Annotated in this window: 14 protein-coding genes and 1 pseudogene; 8 read left to right on the top strand and 7 right to left on the bottom strand. The window is 75.6% G+C overall.

The window, feature by feature from the left end:
* The first annotated feature begins 3 nt into the window (after window positions 1-3).
* Together OHA34_RS08815 and OHA34_RS08810 are read left to right on the top strand one after the other, a co-directional pair.
* Window positions 4-3,750, top strand: coding sequence for a glycosyl hydrolase (locus OHA34_RS08815; RefSeq protein ID WP_329521300.1), 3,747 nt, complete (start codon window positions 4-6; stop codon window positions 3,748-3,750).
* 43 nt (window positions 3,751-3,793) lie between these two features.
* Window positions 3,794-5,392, top strand: coding sequence for an alkaline phosphatase D family protein (locus OHA34_RS08810; RefSeq protein WP_329521299.1), 1,599 nt, complete (start codon window positions 3,794-3,796; stop codon window positions 5,390-5,392).
* Window positions 5,393-5,486: 94 nt separating this feature from the next.
* Here OHA34_RS08810 and OHA34_RS08805 read toward each other — a convergent pair whose 3' ends face one another.
* A complete protein-coding gene (locus tag OHA34_RS08805) occupies window positions 5,487-6,530 on the bottom strand; it encodes a DUF2293 domain-containing protein (RefSeq protein ID WP_329521298.1) in 1,044 nt (347 codons plus the stop codon).
* Between the two features lie 85 nt (window positions 6,531-6,615).
* Here OHA34_RS08805 and OHA34_RS08800 point away from each other — a divergent pair, with 85 nt between their 5' ends.
* Both OHA34_RS08800 and OHA34_RS08795 read left to right on the top strand, forming a co-directional pair.
* Window positions 6,616-6,834, top strand: a complete 219-nt coding sequence (locus OHA34_RS08800) for a hypothetical protein (protein ID WP_285940570.1) — start codon at window positions 6,616-6,618, stop codon at window positions 6,832-6,834.
* A 64-nt stretch (window positions 6,835-6,898) separates the two neighbouring features.
* Complete coding sequence (locus OHA34_RS08795) at window positions 6,899-7,846, top strand: ribokinase (RefSeq protein ID WP_329521297.1); 948 nt, start codon at window positions 6,899-6,901, stop codon at window positions 7,844-7,846.
* Between the two features lie 32 nt (window positions 7,847-7,878).
* On the opposite strand, the gene OHA34_RS08790 is transcribed toward OHA34_RS08795, so the two are convergent.
* Window positions 7,879-8,313: a PH domain-containing protein gene (locus tag OHA34_RS08790; protein ID WP_285940565.1), complete on the bottom strand. Its 435-nt coding sequence runs from the start codon at window positions 8,311-8,313 to the stop codon at window positions 7,879-7,881.
* Window positions 8,314-8,372: 59 nt separating this feature from the next.
* Between OHA34_RS08790 and OHA34_RS08785 the strand changes: the two genes are divergently transcribed.
* The gene (locus OHA34_RS08785; protein WP_329521296.1) at window positions 8,373-8,858 is read left to right on the top strand and encodes an LURP-one-related/scramblase family protein; all 486 of its coding nucleotides are present in this window, start codon (window positions 8,373-8,375) and stop codon (window positions 8,856-8,858) included.
* Between the two features lie 266 nt (window positions 8,859-9,124).
* A complete protein-coding gene (locus OHA34_RS08780; RefSeq protein WP_285940563.1) occupies window positions 9,125-10,054 on the top strand; it encodes a Ppx/GppA phosphatase family protein in 930 nt (309 codons plus the stop codon).
* 28 nt (window positions 10,055-10,082) lie between these two features.
* On the opposite strand, the gene OHA34_RS08775 is transcribed toward OHA34_RS08780, so the two are convergent.
* Window positions 10,083-12,158, bottom strand: coding sequence for a protein kinase domain-containing protein (locus OHA34_RS08775; RefSeq protein WP_329521295.1), 2,076 nt, complete (start codon window positions 12,156-12,158; stop codon window positions 10,083-10,085).
* 386 nt (window positions 12,159-12,544) lie between these two features.
* On the opposite strand from OHA34_RS08775, the gene OHA34_RS08770 reads away from it, so the two are divergent.
* Window positions 12,545-13,984, top strand: coding sequence for a polysaccharide deacetylase family protein (locus OHA34_RS08770; RefSeq protein ID WP_329521294.1), 1,440 nt, complete (start codon window positions 12,545-12,547; stop codon window positions 13,982-13,984).
* Window positions 13,985-14,032: 48 nt separating this feature from the next.
* Here the strand turns inward: OHA34_RS08770 and OHA34_RS08765 are convergent, their stop codons facing one another.
* The 3 genes from OHA34_RS08765 to OHA34_RS08755 are packed head-to-tail and all read right to left on the bottom strand — an operon-like array spanning window position 14,033 to window position 19,640.
* On the bottom strand, window positions 14,033-17,311 hold the full coding sequence (locus tag OHA34_RS08765; protein WP_329521293.1) for an error-prone DNA polymerase: 3,279 nt from the start codon (window positions 17,309-17,311) through the stop codon (window positions 14,033-14,035).
* A gap of 14 nt (window positions 17,312-17,325) precedes the next feature.
* A complete protein-coding gene (locus tag OHA34_RS08760) occupies window positions 17,326-18,849 on the bottom strand; it encodes a DNA polymerase Y family protein (RefSeq protein ID WP_285940555.1) in 1,524 nt (507 codons plus the stop codon).
* Window positions 18,846-19,640, bottom strand: coding sequence for a hypothetical protein (locus tag OHA34_RS08755; protein ID WP_329521292.1), 795 nt, complete (start codon window positions 19,638-19,640; stop codon window positions 18,846-18,848). Before OHA34_RS08755 ends, OHA34_RS08760 begins: the two co-directional genes overlap by 4 nt.
* 180 nt (window positions 19,641-19,820) lie before the next feature.
* Here OHA34_RS08755 and mtnA point away from each other — a divergent pair, with 180 nt between their 5' ends.
* Entirely contained in the window at window positions 19,821-20,852 is a 1,032-nt protein-coding gene (mtnA, locus tag OHA34_RS08750; RefSeq protein ID WP_285940552.1) for an S-methyl-5-thioribose-1-phosphate isomerase, read from the top strand.
* A gap of 137 nt (window positions 20,853-20,989) precedes the next feature.
* Here the strand turns inward: mtnA and OHA34_RS08745 are convergent.
* Window positions 20,990-21,975 (bottom strand): annotated as a pseudogene (locus tag OHA34_RS08745) (aldose epimerase family protein).
* Between the last annotated feature and the right edge of the window lie 278 nt (window positions 21,976-22,253).

Genomic DNA, 22,253 nt, shown 5'->3' with positions numbered 1-22,253 from the left:
GCCATGATCCCGGCGCGGCTGCGCGCGGTCCTGGCGGACCCGCCGCGGGCCTACTCCCCGGCGCCGATCTGGTGGTGGAGCGGCGACCGGCTGGACCGGCGGCGCCTGCGCGACCAGCTCGAGCGGTTCGCCGCCGGCGGCGTCCACAACCTGGTCGTGCTGAACCTGGCGCCCTCGGGCCCGATGTTCGGCGCGGACGCCGACGACCCCCCGTTCTTCTCCGAGGCGTGGTGGGAACTCCTGGACGGCGTCTGCGAGGACGCCGGGGCGCTCGGGGTGTCGCTCTGGTTCTACGACCAGCTCGGCTTCTCCGGCGCCGACCTCCAGGCCCGCCTGGTGCGGGACGCCCCCGGGTACGCCGGGCGGTGGCTGGACCGGGACGGCGGGGTGTCGGTGCGCGGCTTCGACTACCTGTCGGCCGAGGCGTGCGCGGTACTGCTCGACCGGGTGCACGGCGAGTTCGAGCGGCGCCTCGGGCACCGGCTCGGCACCGTGATCGCCGGGTCGTTCCAGGACGAGCTGCCCTCCCTGCCGACCTGGTCGGAGCCGTTCGCCGAGGAGTTCGAGAAGCGCCGCGGCTACGACCTCACGCCGCACCTGGCCGTGCTGTGGGACGGCGGCCCGTCCGGCGCGCCGGGCCCGTCCGGGCCGGCGGGCCGGGACGGGCGGATCCGCCGCGACTACCACGCGACCCGCGCCGAACTCGCCGAGGAGGCGTTCTTCCGGCCGCTGGCCGAATGGCACGAGCGGCACGGCCTGCTGGTCGGCTGCGACCAGCAGGACCCGGCGCGGGCCGGGCACCCGGTGGACGGGGTGCGGCTCTACGCCGACTACGCGCGCACCCACCGCTGGTTCGGCGCGCCCGGCTCCGACCACCACGGCGACGCGCGCGTCCACTCGTCCCTCGCCCACCTGTACGGCCGGGAACGGACGTGGATCGAGGCGTTCCACTCCAGCGGCTGGGGCGGGACGATCGAGGAGACCTTCGACTGGCTGCTGCCGTGGCTGCGGTCCGGTGCGACGCTGTACAACCCGCACGCCGCCTACTACACGACCAGGGCGGGCTGGTGGGAGTGGGCGCCGCCGTCCACCGACTGGCGCCAGCCCTACTGGGCGCACTACAAGGTCTTCGCGGACGCGGTCGCCCGGCTCTGCGCGGCGCTCTCGCTCGGCCGCCACGTGTGCGACGTGGCCGTGCTCTTCCCGACCGCGACCGCGCAGGCCGGGACGCGGCTGGACGGCGTGGACTCCGGCGCCGCCCTCGCCCAGGACACCTACCGGGCGCTCATCGGCGACATGGCCTGGTTCCGGATGGTGCCCGGCGCCCTCGACCGGCTCCGCGTCGACGCCGACGTCGTGGACGACGACTCGGTCCAGCGCGCGACGGTCGCGGACGGCCGCCTGAACGTCGCGGACGAGGCCTACGCGACCGTCCTGCTGCCCGCGTGCACCGTGCTGGAGGGCGGCACCGCCCGGCGGCTCGCCGCCCTCATCGAGGCGGGCGGGCGCGTCATCGCGATCGGCCCGCCGCCGCGCGAGGGCGTCGGCGACGCGGCGGCGGGCGAGGCGGTGGCACGGCTCGCCGGGATGGTGGAGACCGTCCCGGACGTGGCCGGTCTGGACGCGCTGCTGGCGGCCCGGCGGCGCGTGGAGGCGCCCGTCCCGGCCCTGGTCCGCGAGGTCGACGGCGCGACCGTGGTGTTCGTGACCGCGACCCCGTCCATGGCCAGCCGCGTGTCGGTCGAGCGTCCCGACGAGCGCGGCGCCGACCAGGGCTGGGTCGACGTGACCTACGACTTCGACCCGGGCCGCTACCTGCGGGAGATGCCCGTGCGCGTCGAGGGCGTGACCGGCCCCGCCTACCTCGCCGGCCCGTTCGGCGGCCCGCTGAGGCCGCTCGCGTGCACCGTCTCGGGGACGGCCGCCGAGGTCGTCGTGCCGTTCGACGACGGGCCCGCCGCGCTGATCATCTTCCCCGGCGGTGAGGACGGGGCGATCCCGCCCGCCGCGCCTCCCGTCAGGCGGGTCCCCGAGACGGAGATCGGCCTCGGGGCGTCCTGGAGCATGGAGCTGGTGCCGACGCTCGACAACGCCTGGGGCGACTTCGCCCGTCCCGCCGGCGAGCCCGTGCCGCTGGAGTGCTGGGCCCTCTCCCACCAGGTCGAGGGCGAGGACGGCTGGGACGGGGCGCACGCCACGTTCGGTCCGCACGGCGTGTGGACCGTCGTGCCGGGCGGCCCCGGCCGGACGGCCGAATACTCCGACTCGCGCGGCATCCGCAAGGACACCGTCCACCGCGACTTCCTCGGACCGAAGGGCCACGTGCCCGAGGAGTTCCTCGATTTCGGCGACGTCCGGGCGGGGGAGCGGGTGCTGTTCCGCACGCGCCTGACCGTGCCGGACGGCGGCGGCGGATTCGTCGCGGTCGGCGCCGCCGCCGCCAAGACGCTCACGGTGGACGGAGCGGCCGTCCCCCTCGACGATCACGGGTACCTCGCGGACGGCGCCACCCGGCTCGCTCCCGGTGAGCACGACGTCGAGCTCCACCTCGTCCCCGGCGAGGACGTGCGGCTGCGCGCCCACCTGGCCGTGGTGACCGACCCCGGGCGGTACCGCCGTCCGGAGTGGATCACCGCCGGGGGGGACGGGCGGCCGGGCGCGCGGGTCGCGTTCACCGTGCCGCTCGGCCCCGGCACCGTCCTCCAGGTGGCGTCCGCGGCGCCCTGCCGCATCCTGGTGGACGGCGCGGAGATCGGCCGCCAGGGCGGCTTCGACCCGTACGCCGAGCAGGAGGTCCCGCGCGTCGGCCGCTACGACCTGACCGGCGCGGCGAACGCCGAGCTGACGCTGGTCCTCACCGAGGAGGGGGCGCCGCCCGCCGTCCTGGTCGACGGCCCGGCCGTCTCCGGCGCCCCGGGCTGGACCGCGACCCGCGACGGCGAGCCGGTGCCCGTCCTGCCGAGGCGCCGCCAGCACGGCGACCCGGCCGCGCTGCACCTGCACCGCCGCCCCCACCCGCTGCCCGGCACGGCCTGGCTCGAAACCGGCGGCCACGATGGCGGCGGCGACGGGCCCGGCGGCGGAGTCGTCCTGCCGACGGTGCTCGACGTCCCCGGGACGGGCGGCGGCCGGATCGAACGGCTGCGCCTCACGGTGCCGCCCGGCGCCACCCGGATGGCCTTCGACCTGCGCGGCGAACTGTTGGACGTCCTGGTGGACGGGCGGCCACTGGAGTTCACCGGGAGTTCGGCGGCCTTCGATCTGATGCTCCCAGGGGGCCGGACGGCGGCGCGCACGGCGACGCTGCGGATCCGGACTCGGCCGGGCCACCGGGCGGGCGCCGCGCTCGCCGGGCCGGTGCGGTTCGCGATGGGCCCCGGCACGATCGAACCGGGCGATTGGGAGGAGGTCGGCTTGGCCGGATACAGCGGCGGCGTGCGCTACCGCCGGCGGGTCGAGCTCCCCCCGACCCCGATGGCCTCCGGGACGGCGACGCTCGATCTCGGGAAGGTGCGGGGCACCGCCGAGGTGACGGTGAACGGGCGTCCCGCGGGCGTCCGCGTCTGCGCGCCCTACACCTTCGACCTCGGGACGGCCCTGCGTCCCGGGGTGAACGACATCGAGGTCCTCGTGTTCGGCACCCTGGCCCCCTACCTCGACGAAGTGAGCCCGACGCACTTCGTGTTCGACGGCCAGCGCGCGTCCGGGATGTTCGGCCCGGTGCTCCTGCGCCTGCGTCCCGGAACCTGACCGCCCCTCACCCCACGCACCCCTCACGTTCGAGGAGACCTCCATGACCAGTGCCCAGAACCGGCCGTCCGGCCCGTCGCTAGGACGGCGCGAGCTGCTCGCGGGCGGCGGGGCCCTCGGCCTCGGCGCCGCCGCGGCCGGCTTCTCGACCAGCAAGGCGTGGGCCGCGCCCGCGTTCGGCGACGACCCGTTCACCCTGGGCGTGGCCTCCGGCGACCCGTGGCCGGACGGCGTCGTGCTGTGGACCCGGCTCGCGCCGCAGCCGCTCGCCCTGGACGGCCTCGGCGGGATGCCGCCGCACAAGGTCGAGGTGGTCTGGGAGGTCGCCGCCGACGAGCGGTTCCGGAAGATCGTCCGAAGGGGGCGCACGCACGCCGTCCCGGAACTGGCGCACTCGGTGCACGTCGAGGTGAGCGGGCTCGCGCCGGGACGGGAGTACTTCTACCGCTTCCGCGCCGGCGGGGCGCAGAGCCCGGCCGGGCGGACCCGGACCGCGCCCGCGCACGGCGCCGCGCTCAGCGAGCTGAAGTTCGGCGTCGCGTCCTGCCAGGCGTGGTTCGAGGGCCACTACACCGCCTACCGGCACCTGGCCGAGGAGGACGTCGACTTCATCTTCCACCTCGGCGACTACATCTACGAGAACCCGATCGATGAGGCGGGCGGCGTGCGGAACGTGGCGCTGCCCGCCGAGGTCAGGGCGGAGCCCTACGACCTCACCCAGTACCGGCTGCGGCACGCGCTGCACCACTACGACCCCGACATCATCGCCGCCCACCAGGCGCATCCCTGGGCGCTGATCTGGGACGACCACGAGATCGACGACAACTGGGTCGGCGACTACGGCAAGGACCCCGGCACCGACCCGGCGGTGTTCCGCAAGCGCAAGGCCGCCGCCTTCCAGGCGTACTACGAGAACCTCCCGCTGCGGCTGCCGAACAAGCCGAACGGGCCGAGCGCCCGCCTCTACCGCGGCCTCGGCTACGGCCGCCTCGCGCAGTTCCACCTGCTCGACACCCGCCAGTACCGCGACGACCAGGCGTGCGGGGACAAGACCAGCGACTGCGCCGAGCGGCTCACGCCCGGCCGCACCGTCCTCGGCGACGCCCAGGAGCGGTGGCTCTTCGACGGCCTGCGCCGCTCGCGCGCGACGTGGAACATCATCCCGCAGCAGATCCCGGTCACCCAGGTCGACACCGTCCCCGGCGACGGCCGGGCGTTCGTCATGGACTTCTGGGACGGCTACAAGCCGGCCCGCGACCGGCTGTTCGCCCGGCTCGCCGACCCGAGGGTGCGCAACCCGGTCGTGCTGACCGGCGACATGCACCGGCACATGGCCGCCGACCTGCGGACGGACTTCGACGACCCGCGTTCGCGCACCATCGGCGTGGAGTTCGTCGGCACCTCGATCTCCACCAAGATGGACGGGATGGACCTGGACCCGGGCGGCCAGGACCTGCTCGACGCCAACGAGCACATCAAGTTCACCAGCTACCAGCGCGGCTACGTCCGGTGCACGCTCACCAAGGACACCTGCCGCGCCGACTTCCGCGTCCTCCCGTACGTGACGCGGCCGGGCGCACCGGTCAGCACCCGGGCCTCGTTCGTGACCGAGAACGGCAACCCCGGCCTCCAGGCGGTGTAGCCCGCCTCCCGGCCGGCGACGTCCAGGCGCATGACGTATCCGTCCGGATACGCCCGGTTCCGGAATTCTCTGGAACCGGGCCCGTGCGGTACGGCTAGGGCGCCCGCCGCCACGTATTGAGCACCCGGTCGACCGTGGCGCGGATCGCGGCGCGCGCGTCCGCGCGCGGAACGCCGTCCATCAGGAGCCGGTCGTAGCCGGTGTCGAGATGCCGGACGGAGGCGACGACGGCGAGCGTGACGGCCTCCTCGTCCAGCTCCCGGCCCGCCGCCGACCGCCCGACCCGGCCGCTGCCGCGCACCGCGGCGTGCCCGGCGATCTCCGCCGCGCGGTCGGCCGGGCAGCCGGGGAAGAGCCGCACGATCTCCGCGGCCATCCGCTCCTGGAGGTCGAGGTCCTGCTCCGCGCGGCGCCCCCGGTCGCGGTCGCGGCGCCTGGACCGGGCGTCCTCGTCGGCCAGGCACAGCTCCTCGGCCCGCTGGAGCGCCGCCTCCTCGACGAGGACGCCGCGCCGCTCGTACCGCTTGCGCCGCCGGTTGAACCGCATGACCAGCGCCGAGAGTCCGCTCTCCTTCTTCGCCCGGCGGCTCAGCGCGGCGTCGCCGGACGGCAGGAACACCAGATGGTCGAGGTCGGCGCAGGCCAGGCAGAGCGGCGCGTCGTCCTCCACGAGGTGGAACTCGCCGGTGCCGCCGCATCCGGCGCAGGCCCACGCCTTCTCCGGCACGACGGCCACCAGGTCGGGGGCCCGGTTCTGCTTGGCGGTCAGCCGTTCGCGCTGCGCCGGCGTCAGATCGGGGGAGGTCCAGTGCAGGCGGAGGGCGCGCTCGGCCGCCTCACCGCCCGCGGCGGTGAACCGCAGCGCCCGCCGGTCGCGGGTGGCCGCGAGGTAGACGGCCTCGCTGGAGTCCAGCCCCCGGGCCTCGGCCCACGCGCGCAGCGCCCGCGCGGCGTCGCCGATGCGGTCGGCGCCGACGGGCATGACCGCCTCGAGGGAGGCGTGCCGCCCCTGCCGCCACTCGTCCACCTGCGCGGTCCGCAACCAGCGGATCTGGGTGAACACCTCCACCGCCGACACCGACCGCGTCCGTTTCAGGATCCCGTCCGCGGCGTCCTCGACCCGCCGTCCCAAGCTCATGAGCGCCAACGCTACCGACCTCCGGACCCCCGCAGGACCGGGGCCGGAACGGAGCTGTGCGGTCACGGAACGTAATGTCGATCTCATGGAACGGGGGAACTGGACCGGGCCCGGTGGGATGCGGGTCACCGCCGTGCGGCTGGCGGGGGCGCACCGGGTATGGGCCGACTTCGCGGGGATCGGGGCGGAGGTCGGCTCGGCCTTCCTGGTGACCGGCGGCGGGGCGCTGGCCGGACGCGGCTACTACGCCACGGTGGAGGACCTGGCACGGGCGGTGGACCTGGCGGCGCTGAGCCCCGGCTGAGCGGCTGAGCGGCTGAGCCTTGCGGGCCGGGCCGGTCCGTGTGATTGTTTGGCGGATGATGGACATGCCCGAGCGGGACCGCGCGGAGGTCGTCGTCGTCGGGTCGGTCAACGCCGACCTGGTGGTCCGCGTCGACCGACGCCCGGAGCCTGGGGAGACCGTGCTGGGCTCCGACCTGGCCGTCCACCCGGGTGGCAAGGGCGCCAACCAGGCGGTCGCTGCCGCCCGGCTCGGCGGCCGGGTCGGGATCGTCGGCCGGATCGGCGACGACGGCAACGGCGAGCTGCTGCGCGCCTCGCTCGCCGCCGCCGGGGTCGGCCTCGGCCACCTCCTCGGCACCGGCGGCCCGACCGGGGTCGCGCTGATCACCGTCGGCCCGGACGGTGACAACAGCATCATCGTGTCGCCCGGCGCCAACGCGCGGCTCGGGCCCGCCGACGTCGCGGCGGCCCGCGCGATGATCGCCGCGGCGGTCGTGGTGTCGTTCCAGCTCGAGGTGCCGCTCCCCGCCGTCCTCGCCGCCGCGCGCACCGCGGCGGACGCCGGGGCGCGGGTCGTCCTCAACCTCTCGCCGCCCGCCCCCGTCCCGGACGAGCTGCTGCGCCTGTGCGACCCCCTCGTGGTGAACGAGCACGAGGCCGCCTTCCTCCTGGCGGGCCGCGACGGCGGTGACGGGCCTCCTGGGGACGGGGACGGGGACGGCGGCGATCCGGCCGGGCTCGCGGACGGGCTGCTCGGCCTGGGCCCCCGGTCGGTCGTGATCACCCTCGGGCCCGGCGGCGCGCTGGTCGCGGACGCGTCCGGGACGGCCCGGGTGACCTCGCCACGGGTGGAGGCCGTCGACACGACCGGCGCGGGCGACGCCTTCACGGCGGCGCTGTGCCTGCGCCTGGCCCGGGGCGACGCCCTGCCGGACGCGGCCCGCTTCGCCGCCCGCGTCGGCGCCGCGTCCGTGCGCACGCCCGGGGCGCAGAGCTCCTACCCGGGATGGGCCGACGACCTGCCCGTCTGACCGCCCGACCCGCCGCCCGTCCGGGTGCCCGATCAGCCGTCCGGGACGGCGCGGAGCCGGAACAGCTCTTCGGCGACGTCGTGCACGTCGGCGCCCAGGTCGAACGCGCTGAGCAGGTGCAGGTCGTCGACGGTCTCGATCTCCAGCAGCCGGGTGTGCAGGAGCAGCCGCCGCCGCTCGTCCACCCGGATCGCCTCGACGTCGGCCCACGGGATCCGGCGATGCCCGGCGTAGCCGCTCATCACGGTCACCCCGGCGCCGTCGGCGGCCAGCCGCACCGGCGTGAGCAGGTCGCGCACCGCCAGCCCGGCCAGGCCGATCGCGGCCACGCCCGCCAGCAGCACGAGCTGCCGGTCGTGCGCGGACAGCGCAGCCAGCCCCGCGACCGCCACCGCGGCGGCGCACTTCAGCGCCACGTGTCCCGGCGGCACCCGCCACTGCCGTCCGGGTCCGGCCTCTTCCCCCATGGCCGACACGGTAGCGGCCCGTTGGGTAGGAAGAGCGGGACGACCACGGAAGGCGGCACATGCGGTTCAAGGTGCGAGACCGGATCTTCGGCATCGGCGACGACTACTGGATCGAGGACGAGGACGGCCGGCGCGCCTTCCTGGTGGACGGCAAGGCGCTGCGGGTCCGGCAGACGTTCGAGCTGAAGACCCTCGACGACCAGGTCGCCGCGGTCATCCGCAGGAAGGTGGTGGCGATCCGCGACACGATGGTGGTCGAACGCGAGGGCGAGCGCCTCGCGTCGGTGCACAAGAAGCACCTCACCCTGCTGCGCGAGCGCTTCAAGGTCGAGCTCGCCGACGGTTCCGCGTGGACGGTCAAGGGCGACATCATCGACAAGGAGTACGAGATCGAGTCCGACGAGGGCCGGGTCGCGCGGATCTCCCGCAAGTGGTTCCGGATCCGCGACACCTACGCCGTCGACGTCGACGAGGGCGCCGACGTCGCCCTCGTCCTCAGCGTCGCGGTGTGCGTGGACGCGCTGACCTCGGACGAGGACGGCTGACCCGCGCGCCGGCCGGGCGTGTCGGCCCCGACCGCGATGGCCACATTGCACTTCCCCGCGGGTCACCCCGCCGTCCGGTGCCGGCCCGGCGGGGGCGTGCACCGGCCCGGGGCCGCCCCGCCGTCCCGTCCGCCGGTCCGGTGCCCGCCCTCGGCCGCGGGCCGGGCCCGGGCGCCGTATGTTCCAGCGGTCGTTACACGGGAGCTCCGGCCGCATAGGGGTGATCCGCGGCATTCGCCGGGCCGCCGGTTCGGTAGCGTCGAGGCATGCGACTCGGCGTACTGGACGTGGGCTCGAACACGGTGCACCTGCTGGTGGTGGACGCCCATCGGGGCGCCCGCCCGCTGCCGGCGTTCTCCCACAAGGACGATCTGCGCCTGGCCGCGCACCTCGACGAGGACGGGCGGCTGTCGGCCGACGGCGAGACCCGGCTCCGCGCGTTCATCGAGGAGGCGCTCCAGGTCGCCGAGGACAAGGGCGTGGAGGACCTGGTCGCGTTCGCCACGTCCGCGGTCCGCGACGCCGCCAACGGCGAGGAGGTCCTCGACCGCATCCGCACCGGCACCGGGGTCGGCATCAGCGCCCTGTCCGGCCCGGACGAGGCGCGGCTGACCTTCCTCGCGGTGCGCCGCTGGTTCGGCTGGTCGGCCGGGCGGCTGCTGGTGGTCGACATCGGCGGCGGCTCGCTGGAGATCGCGACCGGCATCGACGAGGACCCCGACGTGGCGATCTCGCTGCCGCTCGGCGCGGGCCGGCTCACCCGCGACTGGTTCACCGCCGACCCGGTGCCCGCCGACGAGGTGCGCAAGCTGCGCAAGCACGTCCGCGCCGAGATCGCGCGGCACGTCGGCGAGGTGGCCCGTTACGGCGTGCCCGATTTCGCCGTCGCCACGTCCAAGACGTTCAAGCAGCTCGCCCGGATCGGCGGCGCCGCGTCCACGTCGGACGGCCCCTACCAGCGCCGGGTGCTGCGCCACTCCGACCTGACCGAATGGGCCGAGAAGCTGGCCGGGATGCCCGCCGACGGGCGCGCCGCGCTGCCCGGCGTCTCCGAGCGCCGGGCCTCGCAGCTCCCCGCCGGGGCGATCGTCGCGGACGCGTCGATGGACCTGTTCGGCCTGGCCGAGCTGGAGGTCTGCCCCTGGGCGCTGCGTGAGGGCGTCATCCTGCGCCGGCTCGACATGATCACGGGCTGACCGCCGGACCGCGCGGGGCCGTGCCGGATCACCAGCCGGGGTGGCCCAGGGTGCGGCCGGGCGGGGTGATCCGCCGCTCGCCGGTGCCGTCGGCGCGGATCGCGTGGATCACCGGGCGGTCCCAGGTGCCGCGGGTGAAGGCGATCCACCGGCCGTCCCGCGACCAGGAGGGGTCCATCTCGTGGGCGGGGTCCCGGGTGACCCGGTGCGGAGCGGAGCCGTCGGCGTTCACGATCCAGATGTCGCCGCCGGGGTAGGCGCCCCGCGAGTAGGCGATCTTCGAGCCGTCCGGCGACCAGGCGGGATCGACGGCGCGGACGCCGTCGCGGGTGATCCGGGTCCACGGCGCGGCCGGCCGTTCCGCGTCGAGCGAGTAGAGCTGCTCGGCGCCGTCGCGCTTGCTCCAGAACACGAGGCGGCCCTGCGGGGAGCACATCGGGTCGTCCTTGTCGGACGGGTCGGTGGTGAGCGGCTGAGCCGCGCCCCCGTCGATCGCGGTTCTGTAGATCTGCCGGACGTCGGCGCGCTCGCCCATGTACGCCAGCCGCCGGCCGTCCTCCGACCACGTCACGCGCCCGCCGGCCAGCGCGTCGGTGACCCGCCGCGGGCCGCCGCCGTCGGCGTTCATCACCCACGCCTCGGTCTTGTCGCCGTTCTTGCGGGTGAACGCGACGCGCTTCCGGTCGGGCGAGTACTGGGGAAGGGAGTCGCACGTCGGCCCGCCGACGAGGGTGGTGGGCGCGGCGGCACCGGGCGCGTAGGTGCCGATGTCGCCGTGGCAGGTCTTCGGCCATCCGGGTGCCGTGTCGATCCGCACCAGCAGCGGCTCGGCCGGGAACCCGCCGGTGGTCTTGGCAGCCATTCGCGACCCGTCGTCCGGCCGCGTCAGCAGGTAGTTGCCCGTCACGGCGCCCACCAGCAGCACGACGGCGCCGACGGCCAGCGGCCCCTTTCTGCGGGGCCACGCCCGCCGGGCCGGAGGCGCCGGGGGGACGGTGGGCATGACGGGCTGCGGCGACTCGGTCCGCCCCTCCCCGATCGGCGAGGTGCCCGACTGGGGAGGGGGCGCCACCTCCGTGGCGGGGTGCGGTGGCGGGGGCGAGCCGTGGCGGGCGTCCGGCGCGGCGGCGTCCTGAGAGGTGACGCCAGAGGACGGAGACGGAGACGGCGGCGGGATCGGCGGCGGGGATGGCGGCGGGGGCTGGGGCGGCGTCCACGACTCGCCCAGGGTCGTGGACACGTCGGTCTCGGTCGAGCCGCCGACGAGCGCGAGCAGCAGCTCCTGCGCGGTGGGCCGGTGTTCGGGGTCCTTGGCCAGCGCGGCCCGGACCAGCCCGGCGAGCGGGCCCGGCAGGTCGCCCAGCTCGGGCTCGGCGTGCACGACGCGGGCGGCCATGACCTGGAAGGTGCCCTGCCCGAACGGGTTGCGCCCGCCGGCCGCGAACACCACCAGGCAGCCCCACGCGAACACGTCGACCGCCGGGCTCACCTGCTGGGTCAGGATCTGCTCGGGCGCGATCCAGCCCGGGGTGCCGACGACCTGCCCGGTGCGGGTGTGCGCGCTCGCCGCGTCCAGCGCGCGGGCGATGCCGAAGTCGATCACCCGCGGCCCGGACATGGACAGCAGCACGTTGCTCGGCTTGAGGTCGCGGTGCACCAGCCCGGCCGCGTGGATGGCGACGAGCGCGGCGGCCACGCCGACCGCGACGCCGTGCAGCATCCCCGGCGACAGCGGCCCCCCGTCCGCGACCCGCTGGAGCAGCGAGGGGCCGTCGATGTACTCGGTGACCAGGTAGGCGACGCCGGCGTCCTCGCCGTGCTCCAGCACCTGCGCGGTGCAGAACGAGGCGACCCGCTCGGCGTGCGCGGCCTCGTCGTGGAAGCGGGCGAGGAACGTGCGGTCGCCGGCGAGCGCCGCGCGGACCACCTTCACCGCGACCGGGCCGCCGTCCGGGGCGCGGCCGAGGTAGACCGCGCCCATCCCGCCCTCGCCGGCCTTGGCCTCGATCCGGTACCGGCCCACCCGCGCCGGGTCGCCGGGACCCAGCTCGCGCAGCGGTGCCGGCGTCGGCCCCGGTCCCGGCCGCGAAGTCGGGTTCTCCATTGGCGACTCACCTCTTGCGCCCAGGGGCGCCTCCGAACGGCCGCCGTCGCGGCGGCACGCGGGCCCCGTGAATCCTCACGATGGCAGAGCCGGAGCGGCACGGCCAGTGCCGGTGAAAGGTCAATAAAACGCCAAGTCCATCCCGGCATACGGCAAAACTCCGAATGGTCGGCTGTGCCGCGGCCTGCGCCGGCGCGGCCGGGCATACGCTGGTCGGCCAGCCGGTCCGAGGCATGCTCGGATCATCGGGGTGATCGGTGGATTCCTTGATCTTGCGGATGCGTCGCGGCACCCCCCGCCGTTTCCCCATCCGCCCCGGAATCCGCCGTGATCGCGCCCGCGCCCTTCCGCGCGGGCGCGGGAGAACCGGGCTCGTCCTGGCCGCCGTGCTGGCCGTGGTGCCGGCCTCGTCCGGCTGCGGCATCCGGACCGAGCGCTGGAGCCGGCCGGTCTCCGGCGTCACCGCCGTCCAGACGATCGACCCCGGCGTGGTGCCCGGTCTCGACGTCGAGACGCGCACCGGGGACGGCCCCGAACGCCACATGTACGCCGCATACCCCCGCATCCCGGGCGCGGACCCGCTGACCGACCGGCTCGCCTCGGCCGTCGACGACCGGATCAGGGCCTTCGAGGCCGACACCGCCGACACCGCCCGCGGCCGGGACGGCGACGCCCCGGCCGCGTCGTCCGGTGGACGCGCCCCCGAGCTCAACGTCCAGTGGTCGCTGACCGCCGCGTCCGGCCAGGTGGCCGGGGTCCGGCTGGTGACCTGGCAGTACCTCGGCGCCTCCGGCGGCGAGACGCGGCGCACGTTCTGGTACGACGGCACCACCGGCCGGGCGCACCCCTCGTCCGACCTGCTGGACGGCGACCGCGGGCTGGACGCGCTGGCCCGACTGGTCCGCGACCGGCTCGGGGCGCGGGGCGACCCCGGGCAGGTGGAGGCGGACGCGCGCGCCTTCCCGTCCCTGGTCTTCAACGAGGCGGGCGACCTGGTCGTCGAGTTCAGCGACTTCACCGTGGCCCCCCGCTCGGCCGGGCGGGTCGCGGTCGCGCTCGGCCGCGAGGACTACGACCCGCTGCTGTCGGACGTCGGGCGCCGCGCCAGGGACGCCGCCGTCGCCGTCCGCCCCCGGCCCGCGCTCGCCGCGGCCGAGCCGGACGCCCGGCCCACGCCGTCCCCCTCCGTCCCCCCGCCGGCGGCCCCGTCGCCGTCCGGGACGTCCCGCCCCGACTGCGCCCGCGCCAAGTGCGTCGCGCTGACCTTCGACGACGGCCCCGGCCCGGTCACCCGGCGGCTGCTGGACGCGCTGGCCCGGCGGCAGGCCCGGGCGACGTTCTTCGTGGTCGGCGGCAGCGCCCACGCCTACCCCGACACGATCCGCCGCATCGCCGCCGCCGGCCACGAGCTCGGCAACCACACGCAGAACCACCGCGACCTCGGCCGGCTTCCGGCCCTCCAGGTCAACACCGACATCCAGGCGACCCAGCAGGTCCTGCGCACCGTCCTCGGCCGGGCCCCGGTTCTGCTGCGGCCCCCGTACGGCTCGACCAACGGCACCGTCGAGGGCGTCGCCGGATCGCTCGGACTGCGCCAGGTCGGCTGGAGCGCCGACCCCGGCGACCGGGGGGAGGACGACGCCGGGACGATCGCCGACCGCACGGTGGACGCGGCCCGTCCGGGCGGCATCGTGCTGCTGCACGACGGCCACGGGCCGACGGCCGACGCCGTCCCCGCCATCGTCGACCGGCTCGCGGGCGACGGCTACACCCTGGTCACCGTCTCCGACCTCCTCGCCGGCCAGACCCCCCGCCACGGCGGCTGAACACGCCCGCCCCCACGGCACCGGCGCGGCGGACGGCCACCGGGCGCGTCAGTGGAAGTTGCGGGCGCGCACGCGGCCGGGGACGGGGAGGCGGCGCAGCCGCGTGGCGCGGACGTTGGCGACGCCGTCGGCGCGTTCGAGGCGCCCGCCGACCAGCAGCGCCTGCGCGTCGACGGCCAGCCCCCGGTGCCGCTGGAACACCTGCGGCGGACAGACCACGTTGACGATGCCGGTCTCGTCCTCCAGCGTCATGAAGACCAGTCCGCCGGCGGTCGGCGGTCGCTGCCGGTGCGTGATCAGCCCCGCCACCAGCACGTTGGTCTCGCCGGGGACCGCGGCCAGGCGCTCGGACGAGTACGCGCCCAGCTCGTCCAGCGAGGCGCGCACGTGCGCCATGGGATGGGTGCCCGAGACGCCGGTCGCCCACAGGTCGGCGAGCGTCTCCTCGATCGGCGTCATGGCGGGCAGCTCCGGCGCACCCGCCCCCGGCGTGACGCCCTCAAGCTGCCCGGGACCGGTTCCGGCCAGGGCACCCGCCGCCCACAGCGCCGCGCGCCGCGAGAGCCCGAGGCGGCCGAACGCGCCGGCCGTCGCGAGCGCCTCCAGTGCGGCGGGCGACAGCGGAACCCGGCGGGCGAGGTCCTCCATACTCGCGTACGGGCGGCCCGCGGCGATCGCCTCCGCCGCGTCGGCGCCGAGGTTGCGGGTCCCGGTGAGCCCGGCGCGGATCGCCGGCTGCGGCGCGGCAGGCGCGTGCGGATGCCGGCTCTCGTGCGCGACGGGCTCCTCCAGCGTGGGGTGCACCCCGCTGGCGTTGACGTCGACGGGCCGCACCTCCACGCCGTGCCGGCGGGCGTCGCCCAGCAGGCTCTGCGGGCTGTAGAACCCCATAGGCTGGTTGCGGACGAGCGCCGCGGTGAACGCCGCTGGGTAGTGCCGCTTGAGGTAGCCGCTGGCGTACACCAGGTGCGCGAAGCTCTGCGCGTGCGACTCGGGGAACCCGAAGCCGGTGAAGCCGAGGATCTTCTCGTACACGTCCTCGGCGACGGCGGCGGGGATGCCGCGCTCGGCCATCCCGTCCAGCAGGCGCCGCCGGAGCCGCTCGACCCGTTCGGGCGCCCGCTTGGACCCCATCGCCTGCCGCAGTTCGTCGGCCCCGGCCGGGGTGAACCCGGCGCAGTCGACCGCGAGCTGCATCATCTGCTCCTGGAACAGCGGGACCCCGAGCGTGCGGGCCAGCGCCTTCTCCATCAGCGGGTGCGGGCAGGCGGCGGGCTCCAGCCCCTTGCGGCGCCGCAGGTAGGGGTGCACCGAGCCGCCCTGGATCGGACCCGGGCGGATCAGCGCCACCTCCACCACCAGGTCGTAGAACTCGCGGGGCCGCAGCCGGGGCAGCGTGGCCATCTGCGCGCGCGACTCGACCTGGAACACCCCGACGGTGTCGGCGTCGGCGAGCATCGCGTACACCTCCGGATCGTCCGGCGGGATCGACTGGAGCCCCAGGCGCCGCCCGTGGTGCGCGGCGACCAGGTCGAACGCGTCGTGCAGGGCCGCCAGCATCCCGAGGCCGAGCAGGTCGAACTTCACCAGCCCGGCCGCCGCGCAGTCGTCCTTGTCCCACTGGAGGACGCTGCGGCCGGCCATCCGGGCCCACTCGATCGGGCAGATCTCGCCGACCGGACGATCGGCGATCACCATGCCGCCCGAGTGGACGCCCAGGTGCCGGGGCAGCGACAGCATCCGCCCGGCCAGGTCCGTCACGGCGCCCGGGACGTCGTTCTCGGCGCCGACCGGATCGCGCGGATCGACGCCCCGCGACCAGGCGTCCTGCTGGCCGGGGGAGAAGCCGAGCGCGCGGGCCGCGTCGCGCACGGCCATCCGCGGGCGGTAGCTGATGACGTTGGCGACCTGCGCGGTGCACTCGCGCCCGTACTTGCCGTAGACGTACTGGATGGCCTCCTCCCGGCGGCGGTGCTCGATGTCGAGGTCGATGTCGGGCGGCCCGTCCCGGCCGGGGGACAGGAACCGCTCGAACAGCAGTTTGTGGTGCACCGCGTCCACGCCCGTGATGCCGAGCGCGTAGCAGACCGCCGAATTGGCCGCCGATCCCCGCCCCTGGCACAGGATGTCCTGCTCCCGGCAGAACCGCACGATGTCGTGCACGATCAGGAAGTAGCCGGGGAAGCCGAGCCGCTCGATGACGTCGAGCTCCTTGGCGAGCTGCGCGTACGCGCCCGGGGTCCGCTCGCCGTCCGGCGGCCCGTAGCGCTCGCGGGCGCCCTCGGCGACCAGGTGCCGCAGCCAGCTCGCCTCGGTGTGCCCGCCGGGCACCGGCCAGTCGGGCAGCCGGGGCGCCATCACCCCGAAGCGGAACGCGCAGTCGCGCGCCAGCTCCACCGTCCGCTCGCGGACGCCCGGGAACCGTGCCAGCCTGGCCGCCATCTCCGCGCCGCTCCGCACGTGCGCGGTGCCGCCCGCGGGCAGCCAGCCCACCATGTCGTCCAGGCTGCGCCGCGCCCGCACCGCCGCCATCGCCTGCGCCAGCCGCGCGTCGTCCCCGGGCGCGGCGAAGTGCACGTTGTTGGACGCCACGACCCCCGTCCCCGTGCGGGCGGCCAGCTCGAACAGCACGTCGTTGCGGGAGTCGTCGTCGGGCTGGTCGTGATCGACCAGCTCCACGAACACGTTGCCGCGCCCGAACAGCCCGGCCATCCGGCGCAGCTCCCGCTCGGCCGCGTCCGGCCCGCCCTCCTCCAGCGCGGCGGGCACCGGCCCCTTGCGGCACCCGGTCAGCACCGCCCAGTGGCCGTCGTGCGCGGCGGCCAGCGCGTCCAGGTCGTACACCGGGCGGCCCTTCTCCCCGCCCGCGAGCTGCGCGGCGGTGATCGCCGAGCAGAGCCGCGCGTACCCGTCCGGATCGCGGGCCAGCACCAGCAGGTGCCGCCCCGCCGGATCGGGCTCGCCGGTCTGCGGCCCCGGCAGCCCGAGGCTCAGCTCCGCGCCGAAGACCGTCGCCAGTCCCGCCTCCCGCGCCGCCTGCGCGAACTGCACCGCCCCGTACATCCCGTCGTGGTCGGTGACGGCCATCGCCTCGACCCCGCGCCGCTTCGCCTCGGCGACCAGCGCCGCCGGAGCGCTGGCCCCGTCCAGGAAGCTGTACGTGGAGTGGCAGTGCAGCTCGGCCCACGGAACGGGGTCCGCCGGCGTGGTCTCGCGCGGCGCCGTGCGCGGACGGGGCGCCGCTGCGCCGCCCCGCTCAGGGGCCTGCCGCCACGACAACCTCTTCTCGAACTCCCGCCACGGGATCGGCGGATTACTCCAGCCCATCGGCCCTCCCCGCCTCAGTCATAGTCGCCCTCCACATGCCAGCGCCCGCCCTCGACCGCGAGGAGGAACGCCGCGCCCTCAGCCGTGACGACCTGGAACCGGGCGCGGCGCCGGGACCGGTCCGGATCCCACCAGCGTTCGTCGGCGGGCCACGGCCCCGTCCACGCCGACACCGGCACGGCCCGCCCGCCGCCGATCGCGATCCGCGCGGGCGGCGCCGACAACGTGCAGCGCGCCGACACCACCACCGGTGCCCCGGACGCGTCGGTGACGTCGACGGAGGGCGGCGCGACCGGGACGGCCGCGGGAGCGGGCGCCGGTACCCGGCCCGGCCACGGCCCCCCGGGCGCCCCGCCGGGCGGCAGGTCGCCGACCGGGACCCGCACCACCTGCTCGCCCGGCCCGCGCCCGCCGACCAGTACCGGACGGGTGATCCCGCGGTGCCCGAGCAGGGTCTGGATCCGGTCCGCGGCGCGCGCGATCCGGTCGGTCACCGCGGCCTGCCCCCACAGCGCCTGCTGCCGCCCCTCGTCCGGGACGAGCTGGTCGGGCACCAGCTCCAGCCAGCAGACCCCGCCCCAGACCGCCTCGTCCGGCCCCGGCGCGTCGTCCCGCCACGCCGACAACTGCCAGCGCACCCGCTCGGCCACCGCCAGCGTCGACAGCGCGCCGTCGTGCCGCCACAGCCGATGCAGGACGCGCCCGTCCGCGAACCCCACCTCGACCTCCAGCCGGACGCACGTCAGCCCGCCCTCGGCGAGGCCCTCGTGCAGCTCCCCGGCGAGGCGCTTGGCGGCGAAGACCACCTGCTCGGCCTGGGCGGCGGGCGGATCGAAGTCGCCGCGCACCGACAGGTCGGCGGCGGCCTGCGCGGGCGCGAGCGGACGCGGTTCCTCCCCGCGCGCCAGCCGGTGCGCCAGAGCCCCGTCGGCACCGAACCGGCCCGCCACGTGGCCCGACGGCAGCGCCGCGAAGCCGCCCAGCGTCCGCACCCCCAGCCGGGCGAGCAGGTCGGCCAGCTCGGGACGGCCCAGCACCGACAGCGGATACGGCGCGAGGAACGCCGCCGAGCCCCCTGACGGGACCACCGCCCCGCCCCCGCCGCGCGCGGCCAGCTCGGCCGCGAACAACCCGTCGGCGATGCCCGACCCGCAGTCGAACCCGGCCTCCACGACCGCGTCCTGCACCAGGACGCGCAACGCCTCCTCACCCCCGTAGAACCGTGCCGGGCCGCGCGCCGGAATGGCGCACAGCCCCGGCCGCACCACCTCCACCTTGGGCGTGAGCTCGGCCACCGCGTCCACGACGGTCTCGAACAGCCGACCCTCGGCGTCGACGTCGCGCTCCCGCACCACCAGCTCAGGACAACGACGCTGCGCGTCCCGGATCCGCTGCCCCCGCCGGACGCCCTCAGCCCGCGCCGCCGCCGTGCACGCCGCGACCTGCCCCTGCACCACGACCACCCCAGGCGTCGCCGCCTCCACCCCGACCGCCGTCGCCGGCCAGTCAGGGCACCACACCACCAAGACCCGCGTCACGCCCCCTCCCCACCGACCACGACGGCACGCCCCGCGAAACCGCTGCCGGGAATCGCGGTGACCGTGCCGCCCCTCGGGATGGCCGTGATGGTGCGGCGCTTGGGGACCGAGGTCACGGGGACGTGTTCGGAGGCCGCGGTGACGGCGCCGTCCGGGGCGGGCAGCCACAGCCGGTCGTGACGGCCCGTGCCGGGAGCGTCGCGCCCTTCGGCGACCACCCGTGCGAGGCGTCCGCGGAGCCGGCCGTGACCGTGGCCGAGGCCGTGCCAGGTGACGTCCTCGATCCGCAGCCTGAGCCGGGTGCCGGGCCAGTCGCGGGCGAAGGCCCCGGTGAGCGTCAGCACGCAGCCGTGTTTGCGGGCGAGGGCCGTCAGGCGGCGGACCGCCGTGGCCCCGGGGCGTTCGGGCGGCCTGACCAGGATCAGGTCGACCGCCTCGGCCAGTGCCGCCACCACGTCGGGCCACCGGCCGCCCGGCTCGTCGACCAGCAGCAGCCGTTCGGGCGCGGCGCCCATCGCGGTGGCGGCGGCCACCCCGAAGTCGGGCAGGCCGACGACGCCGCACCAGCCGCCGGCCCCTTCGACACCGCCGTGCCGGGAGACGCCCGCGACGAGCGCCAGGCCGAGCGACGCGGCGCCGAGACCGCCGAGGCCCACGATCGAGCCGGGGCGCAGCCCGCCGCCGGGCACCACCGACCGCAGCGCGGGCAGTACCGGAACCAGCCCGCGCGCGGACCCGGCGCCGGGCGCGAAGGCGTCCAGCGCCGCGTTCTGTAGCGCCGCTTCCGGCACGGTGCCTCCTTCCACGCCGACCCGGCCCGCTCCCGACAATGTCGAACATAAGTTCGATGTATGTCAAGTTACCGCAGGTCACCTGATGGATGGCGTGGGCCGCCCCGGGGTCGGGAAGCCTTGCCGGGACGGGCTTTCGTTCCTGTAAGAGGGAGTTTCGCGGTTTCGTAGCATTGCCCCATGAACGGTGATGTGAGGGTCGTGTCGTGGACGGGTGACGCGCTCCGGCTCGTCGACCAGACGCTGCTGCCGGCGCGCCTGGCGCACGTCGACATCCGTGATGTCGACGTGCTGGTGGACGCGATCCGGCGGCTCGTCGTCCGTGGGGCGCCCGCCCTCGGCGTCGCGGGCGCGTTCGGCGTCGCCCTCGCGGTCCTTCAGGCGGAACGCGAGGGGTGGGACGACGCCGCCCGAGACGCCGCCATCACCCGGATCCGCGAGGCGAGGCCCACCGCCGTGAACCTCGCCGCGGGCGTCGACCGGGTCCGCCCGTACCTCGCCGGGGGCGCCGGCGCCGTGGCGGCCCGGGCCCAGGAGCTGCTCGACGCCGACGTGCGCGGGAACCGGGCGATCGGCGCGTACGGTGCGGACTGGATCCTGGCCCGCACCGGCGACCGCCCCCTGCGCGTCCTCACCCACTGCAACGCGGGTGCCCTCGCCACCGCGGGCTGGGGCACCGCCCTCGGTGTCGTCCGTGAGCTGCACGCCCGCGACCGCGTGGAGCTCGTCCATGTCGACGAGACCCGACCCCTCTTGCAGGGCTCGCGGCTCACCGCCTGGGAGCTGGACGAGGCGGGCGTCCCCTACGCCGTCCAAGCCGACGCCGCCGCGCCGAGCACGATCCTGCGCGGCCTGGTCGACGTGGCGGTCATCGGCGCCGACCGCATCGCCGCCAACGGCGACACCGCGAACAAGATCGGCTCGGTGGGGGTCGCGCTCGCCTGCGCCGCCGCCGGCGTCCCGTTCGTCGTCGCGGCCCCGTGGAGCACCGTCGACCTCCGAACCCCGTCCGGCGCCGGCATCCCGATCGAGGAGCGCGCCGCGGACGAGATCCTCAACTGGCAGGGCGCGCGCACCGCTCCCGCCGCCGCCCGCGCCTTCAACCCCGCCTTCGACGTCACGCCCGCGCATCTGGTGACCGCCCTGGTCACCGAGACCGGCGTGCTCGAGGTCTCGGCGGGGGCGACACCCCACCGAGCGGCCACCGGCTGACCAGCGCGCCCGCTGACCAGCGCGCCCTCTGGCTGACCGGCGCGCTCGCCGGGTGATCCGCGCCTTCCGGCTCCGGACTCCTTTCTGTTCGTGCCGGCGCGGTGTCCCGGGTTGACCGGCCGGCGATCAGCGTCCTCCTAGCGGGTGGAGAAGGCGTAGACGGTGCCGGCGTCGAAGGTCTGGCCCGGCCGCAGGACGGTGGACGGGAACGCCGGCTTGTTGGGGGAGTCGGGGAAGTGCTGGGTCTCCAGGGCGAACCCGTCGCCCTGCCGGTAGGCGTGCCCGCTCGTGCCGACCAGGCTGCCGTCCAGGAAGTTCGCGGAATAGAACTGCACACCCGGCTGGGTCGTGCTGACCTCCATGACCCGGCCCGTGGCCGGTTCGGTCACCCGCGCCGCGCGGGTCGGCTCTCCGGGCCTGCGCTGGTTGAGCACGTAGTTGTGGTCGTAGCCGTGCCCGATGATCAGCTGCGGATCGTCGGCGCGGATGCGCTCGCCGATAGTGTGCGGGCGGGTGAAGTCGAACGGGGTGCCCTTGACCGGCGCCAGCGGCCCGAGGGGGATGGACGTCTCGTCGACCGGTGTGTAGCGGTCGGCGTTGAGCTCGAGCCGGTGGTCGTAGGCCCCGCCGGTGCCCTCACCGGCCAGGTTGAAGTACGAGTGGTTGGTCAGGTTGACCACCGTGGCCTTGTCGGTGGTGGCGTGGTAGCCGATCCGCAGTTCGTTGCGGCCGGTCAGGGTGTAGGTCACGGTCGTCTTGAGGTGCCCGGGTAGCTCTCCTCGCCGTCCGCGCTCGTGTAGCTCAGCCGGAGGCCCACCGCGCCCTTCGCGCGGACCGGCTCGGCCCGCCACACCCGTTTGTCGAAGCCCTTGAGCCCTCCGTGCAGGCTGTTGGGGCCGTTGTTGACCGCGAGCTGGTAGCTCTTGCCGTCGAGGCTGAACCTGCCCTTGGCGATCCGGTTGGCGAAGCGGCCGACGAGCGCGCCGAAGTACGGGCCGGAGTTGTTGTCGACGTAGTCCTTGAGCGTCGCAAAGCCCAGCACGACGTTGTCGCTGCGCCCACGCCGGTCGGGGACCTCCAGCATCTGCACGATCCCGCCGTACGTCAGGATCCGCACCCGCATCCCCTGCCCGTTGCTGAGCGTGTAGCGGTCGACCTTCGTGCCGTCCGGCAGATTCCCGAACGCCTCTTTCGAGATGCCGGGGCCGCCCCCGGTGGGAGACGCTCCCGCGGGAAGGGCCGAAACGACCAGTGCGGAGCCGGCCAGCATCGCTCCGGCGAGTGCGAAAACGCTCTTCATGGCTCTCCCCAGTACTCGTGGTACGGACGCGCCCGGACCGTACGTCGTGATCACTCATAGATCCAGATCCCCTGCCGGAACCGGCCACACCCGGACCCGGC

The organism is Spirillospora sp. NBC_01491 (assembly GCF_036227065.1).
In the GTDB taxonomy this organism is placed as follows: Bacteria; Actinomycetota; Actinomycetes; order Streptosporangiales; family Streptosporangiaceae; genus Spirillospora; species Spirillospora xylanilytica.
The sequence above is the reverse complement of the archived record's forward strand: the minus strand, read 5'-3'. Positions and strand labels throughout refer to the sequence as shown.

Excerpts from the sequence above, each read along its gene's own strand:
- OHA34_RS08815 (WP_329521300.1), top strand. The coding sequence starts at position 4 with ATGATCCCGGCGCGGCTGCGCGCGGTCCTGGCGGACCCGCCGCGGGCC.
- OHA34_RS08810 (WP_329521299.1), top strand. The coding sequence starts at position 3,794 with ATGACCAGTGCCCAGAACCGGCCGTCCGGCCCGTCGCTAGGACGGCGC.
- OHA34_RS08805 (WP_329521298.1), bottom strand. The coding sequence starts at position 6,530 with ATGAGCTTGGGACGGCGGGTCGAGGACGCCGCGGACGGGATCCTGAAA.
- OHA34_RS08800 (WP_285940570.1), top strand. The coding sequence starts at position 6,616 with ATGGAACGGGGGAACTGGACCGGGCCCGGTGGGATGCGGGTCACCGCC.
- OHA34_RS08795 (WP_329521297.1), top strand. The coding sequence starts at position 6,899 with ATGCCCGAGCGGGACCGCGCGGAGGTCGTCGTCGTCGGGTCGGTCAAC.
- OHA34_RS08790 (WP_285940565.1), bottom strand. The coding sequence starts at position 8,313 with ATGGGGGAAGAGGCCGGACCCGGACGGCAGTGGCGGGTGCCGCCGGGA.
- OHA34_RS08785 (WP_329521296.1), top strand. The coding sequence starts at position 8,373 with ATGCGGTTCAAGGTGCGAGACCGGATCTTCGGCATCGGCGACGACTAC.
- OHA34_RS08780 (WP_285940563.1), top strand. The coding sequence starts at position 9,125 with ATGCGACTCGGCGTACTGGACGTGGGCTCGAACACGGTGCACCTGCTG.
- OHA34_RS08775 (WP_329521295.1), bottom strand. The coding sequence starts at position 12,158 with ATGGAGAACCCGACTTCGCGGCCGGGACCGGGGCCGACGCCGGCACCG.
- OHA34_RS08765 (WP_329521293.1), bottom strand. The coding sequence starts at position 17,311 with ATGGGCTGGAGTAATCCGCCGATCCCGTGGCGGGAGTTCGAGAAGAGG.
- mtnA (WP_285940552.1), top strand. The coding sequence starts at position 19,821 with ATGAACGGTGATGTGAGGGTCGTGTCGTGGACGGGTGACGCGCTCCGG.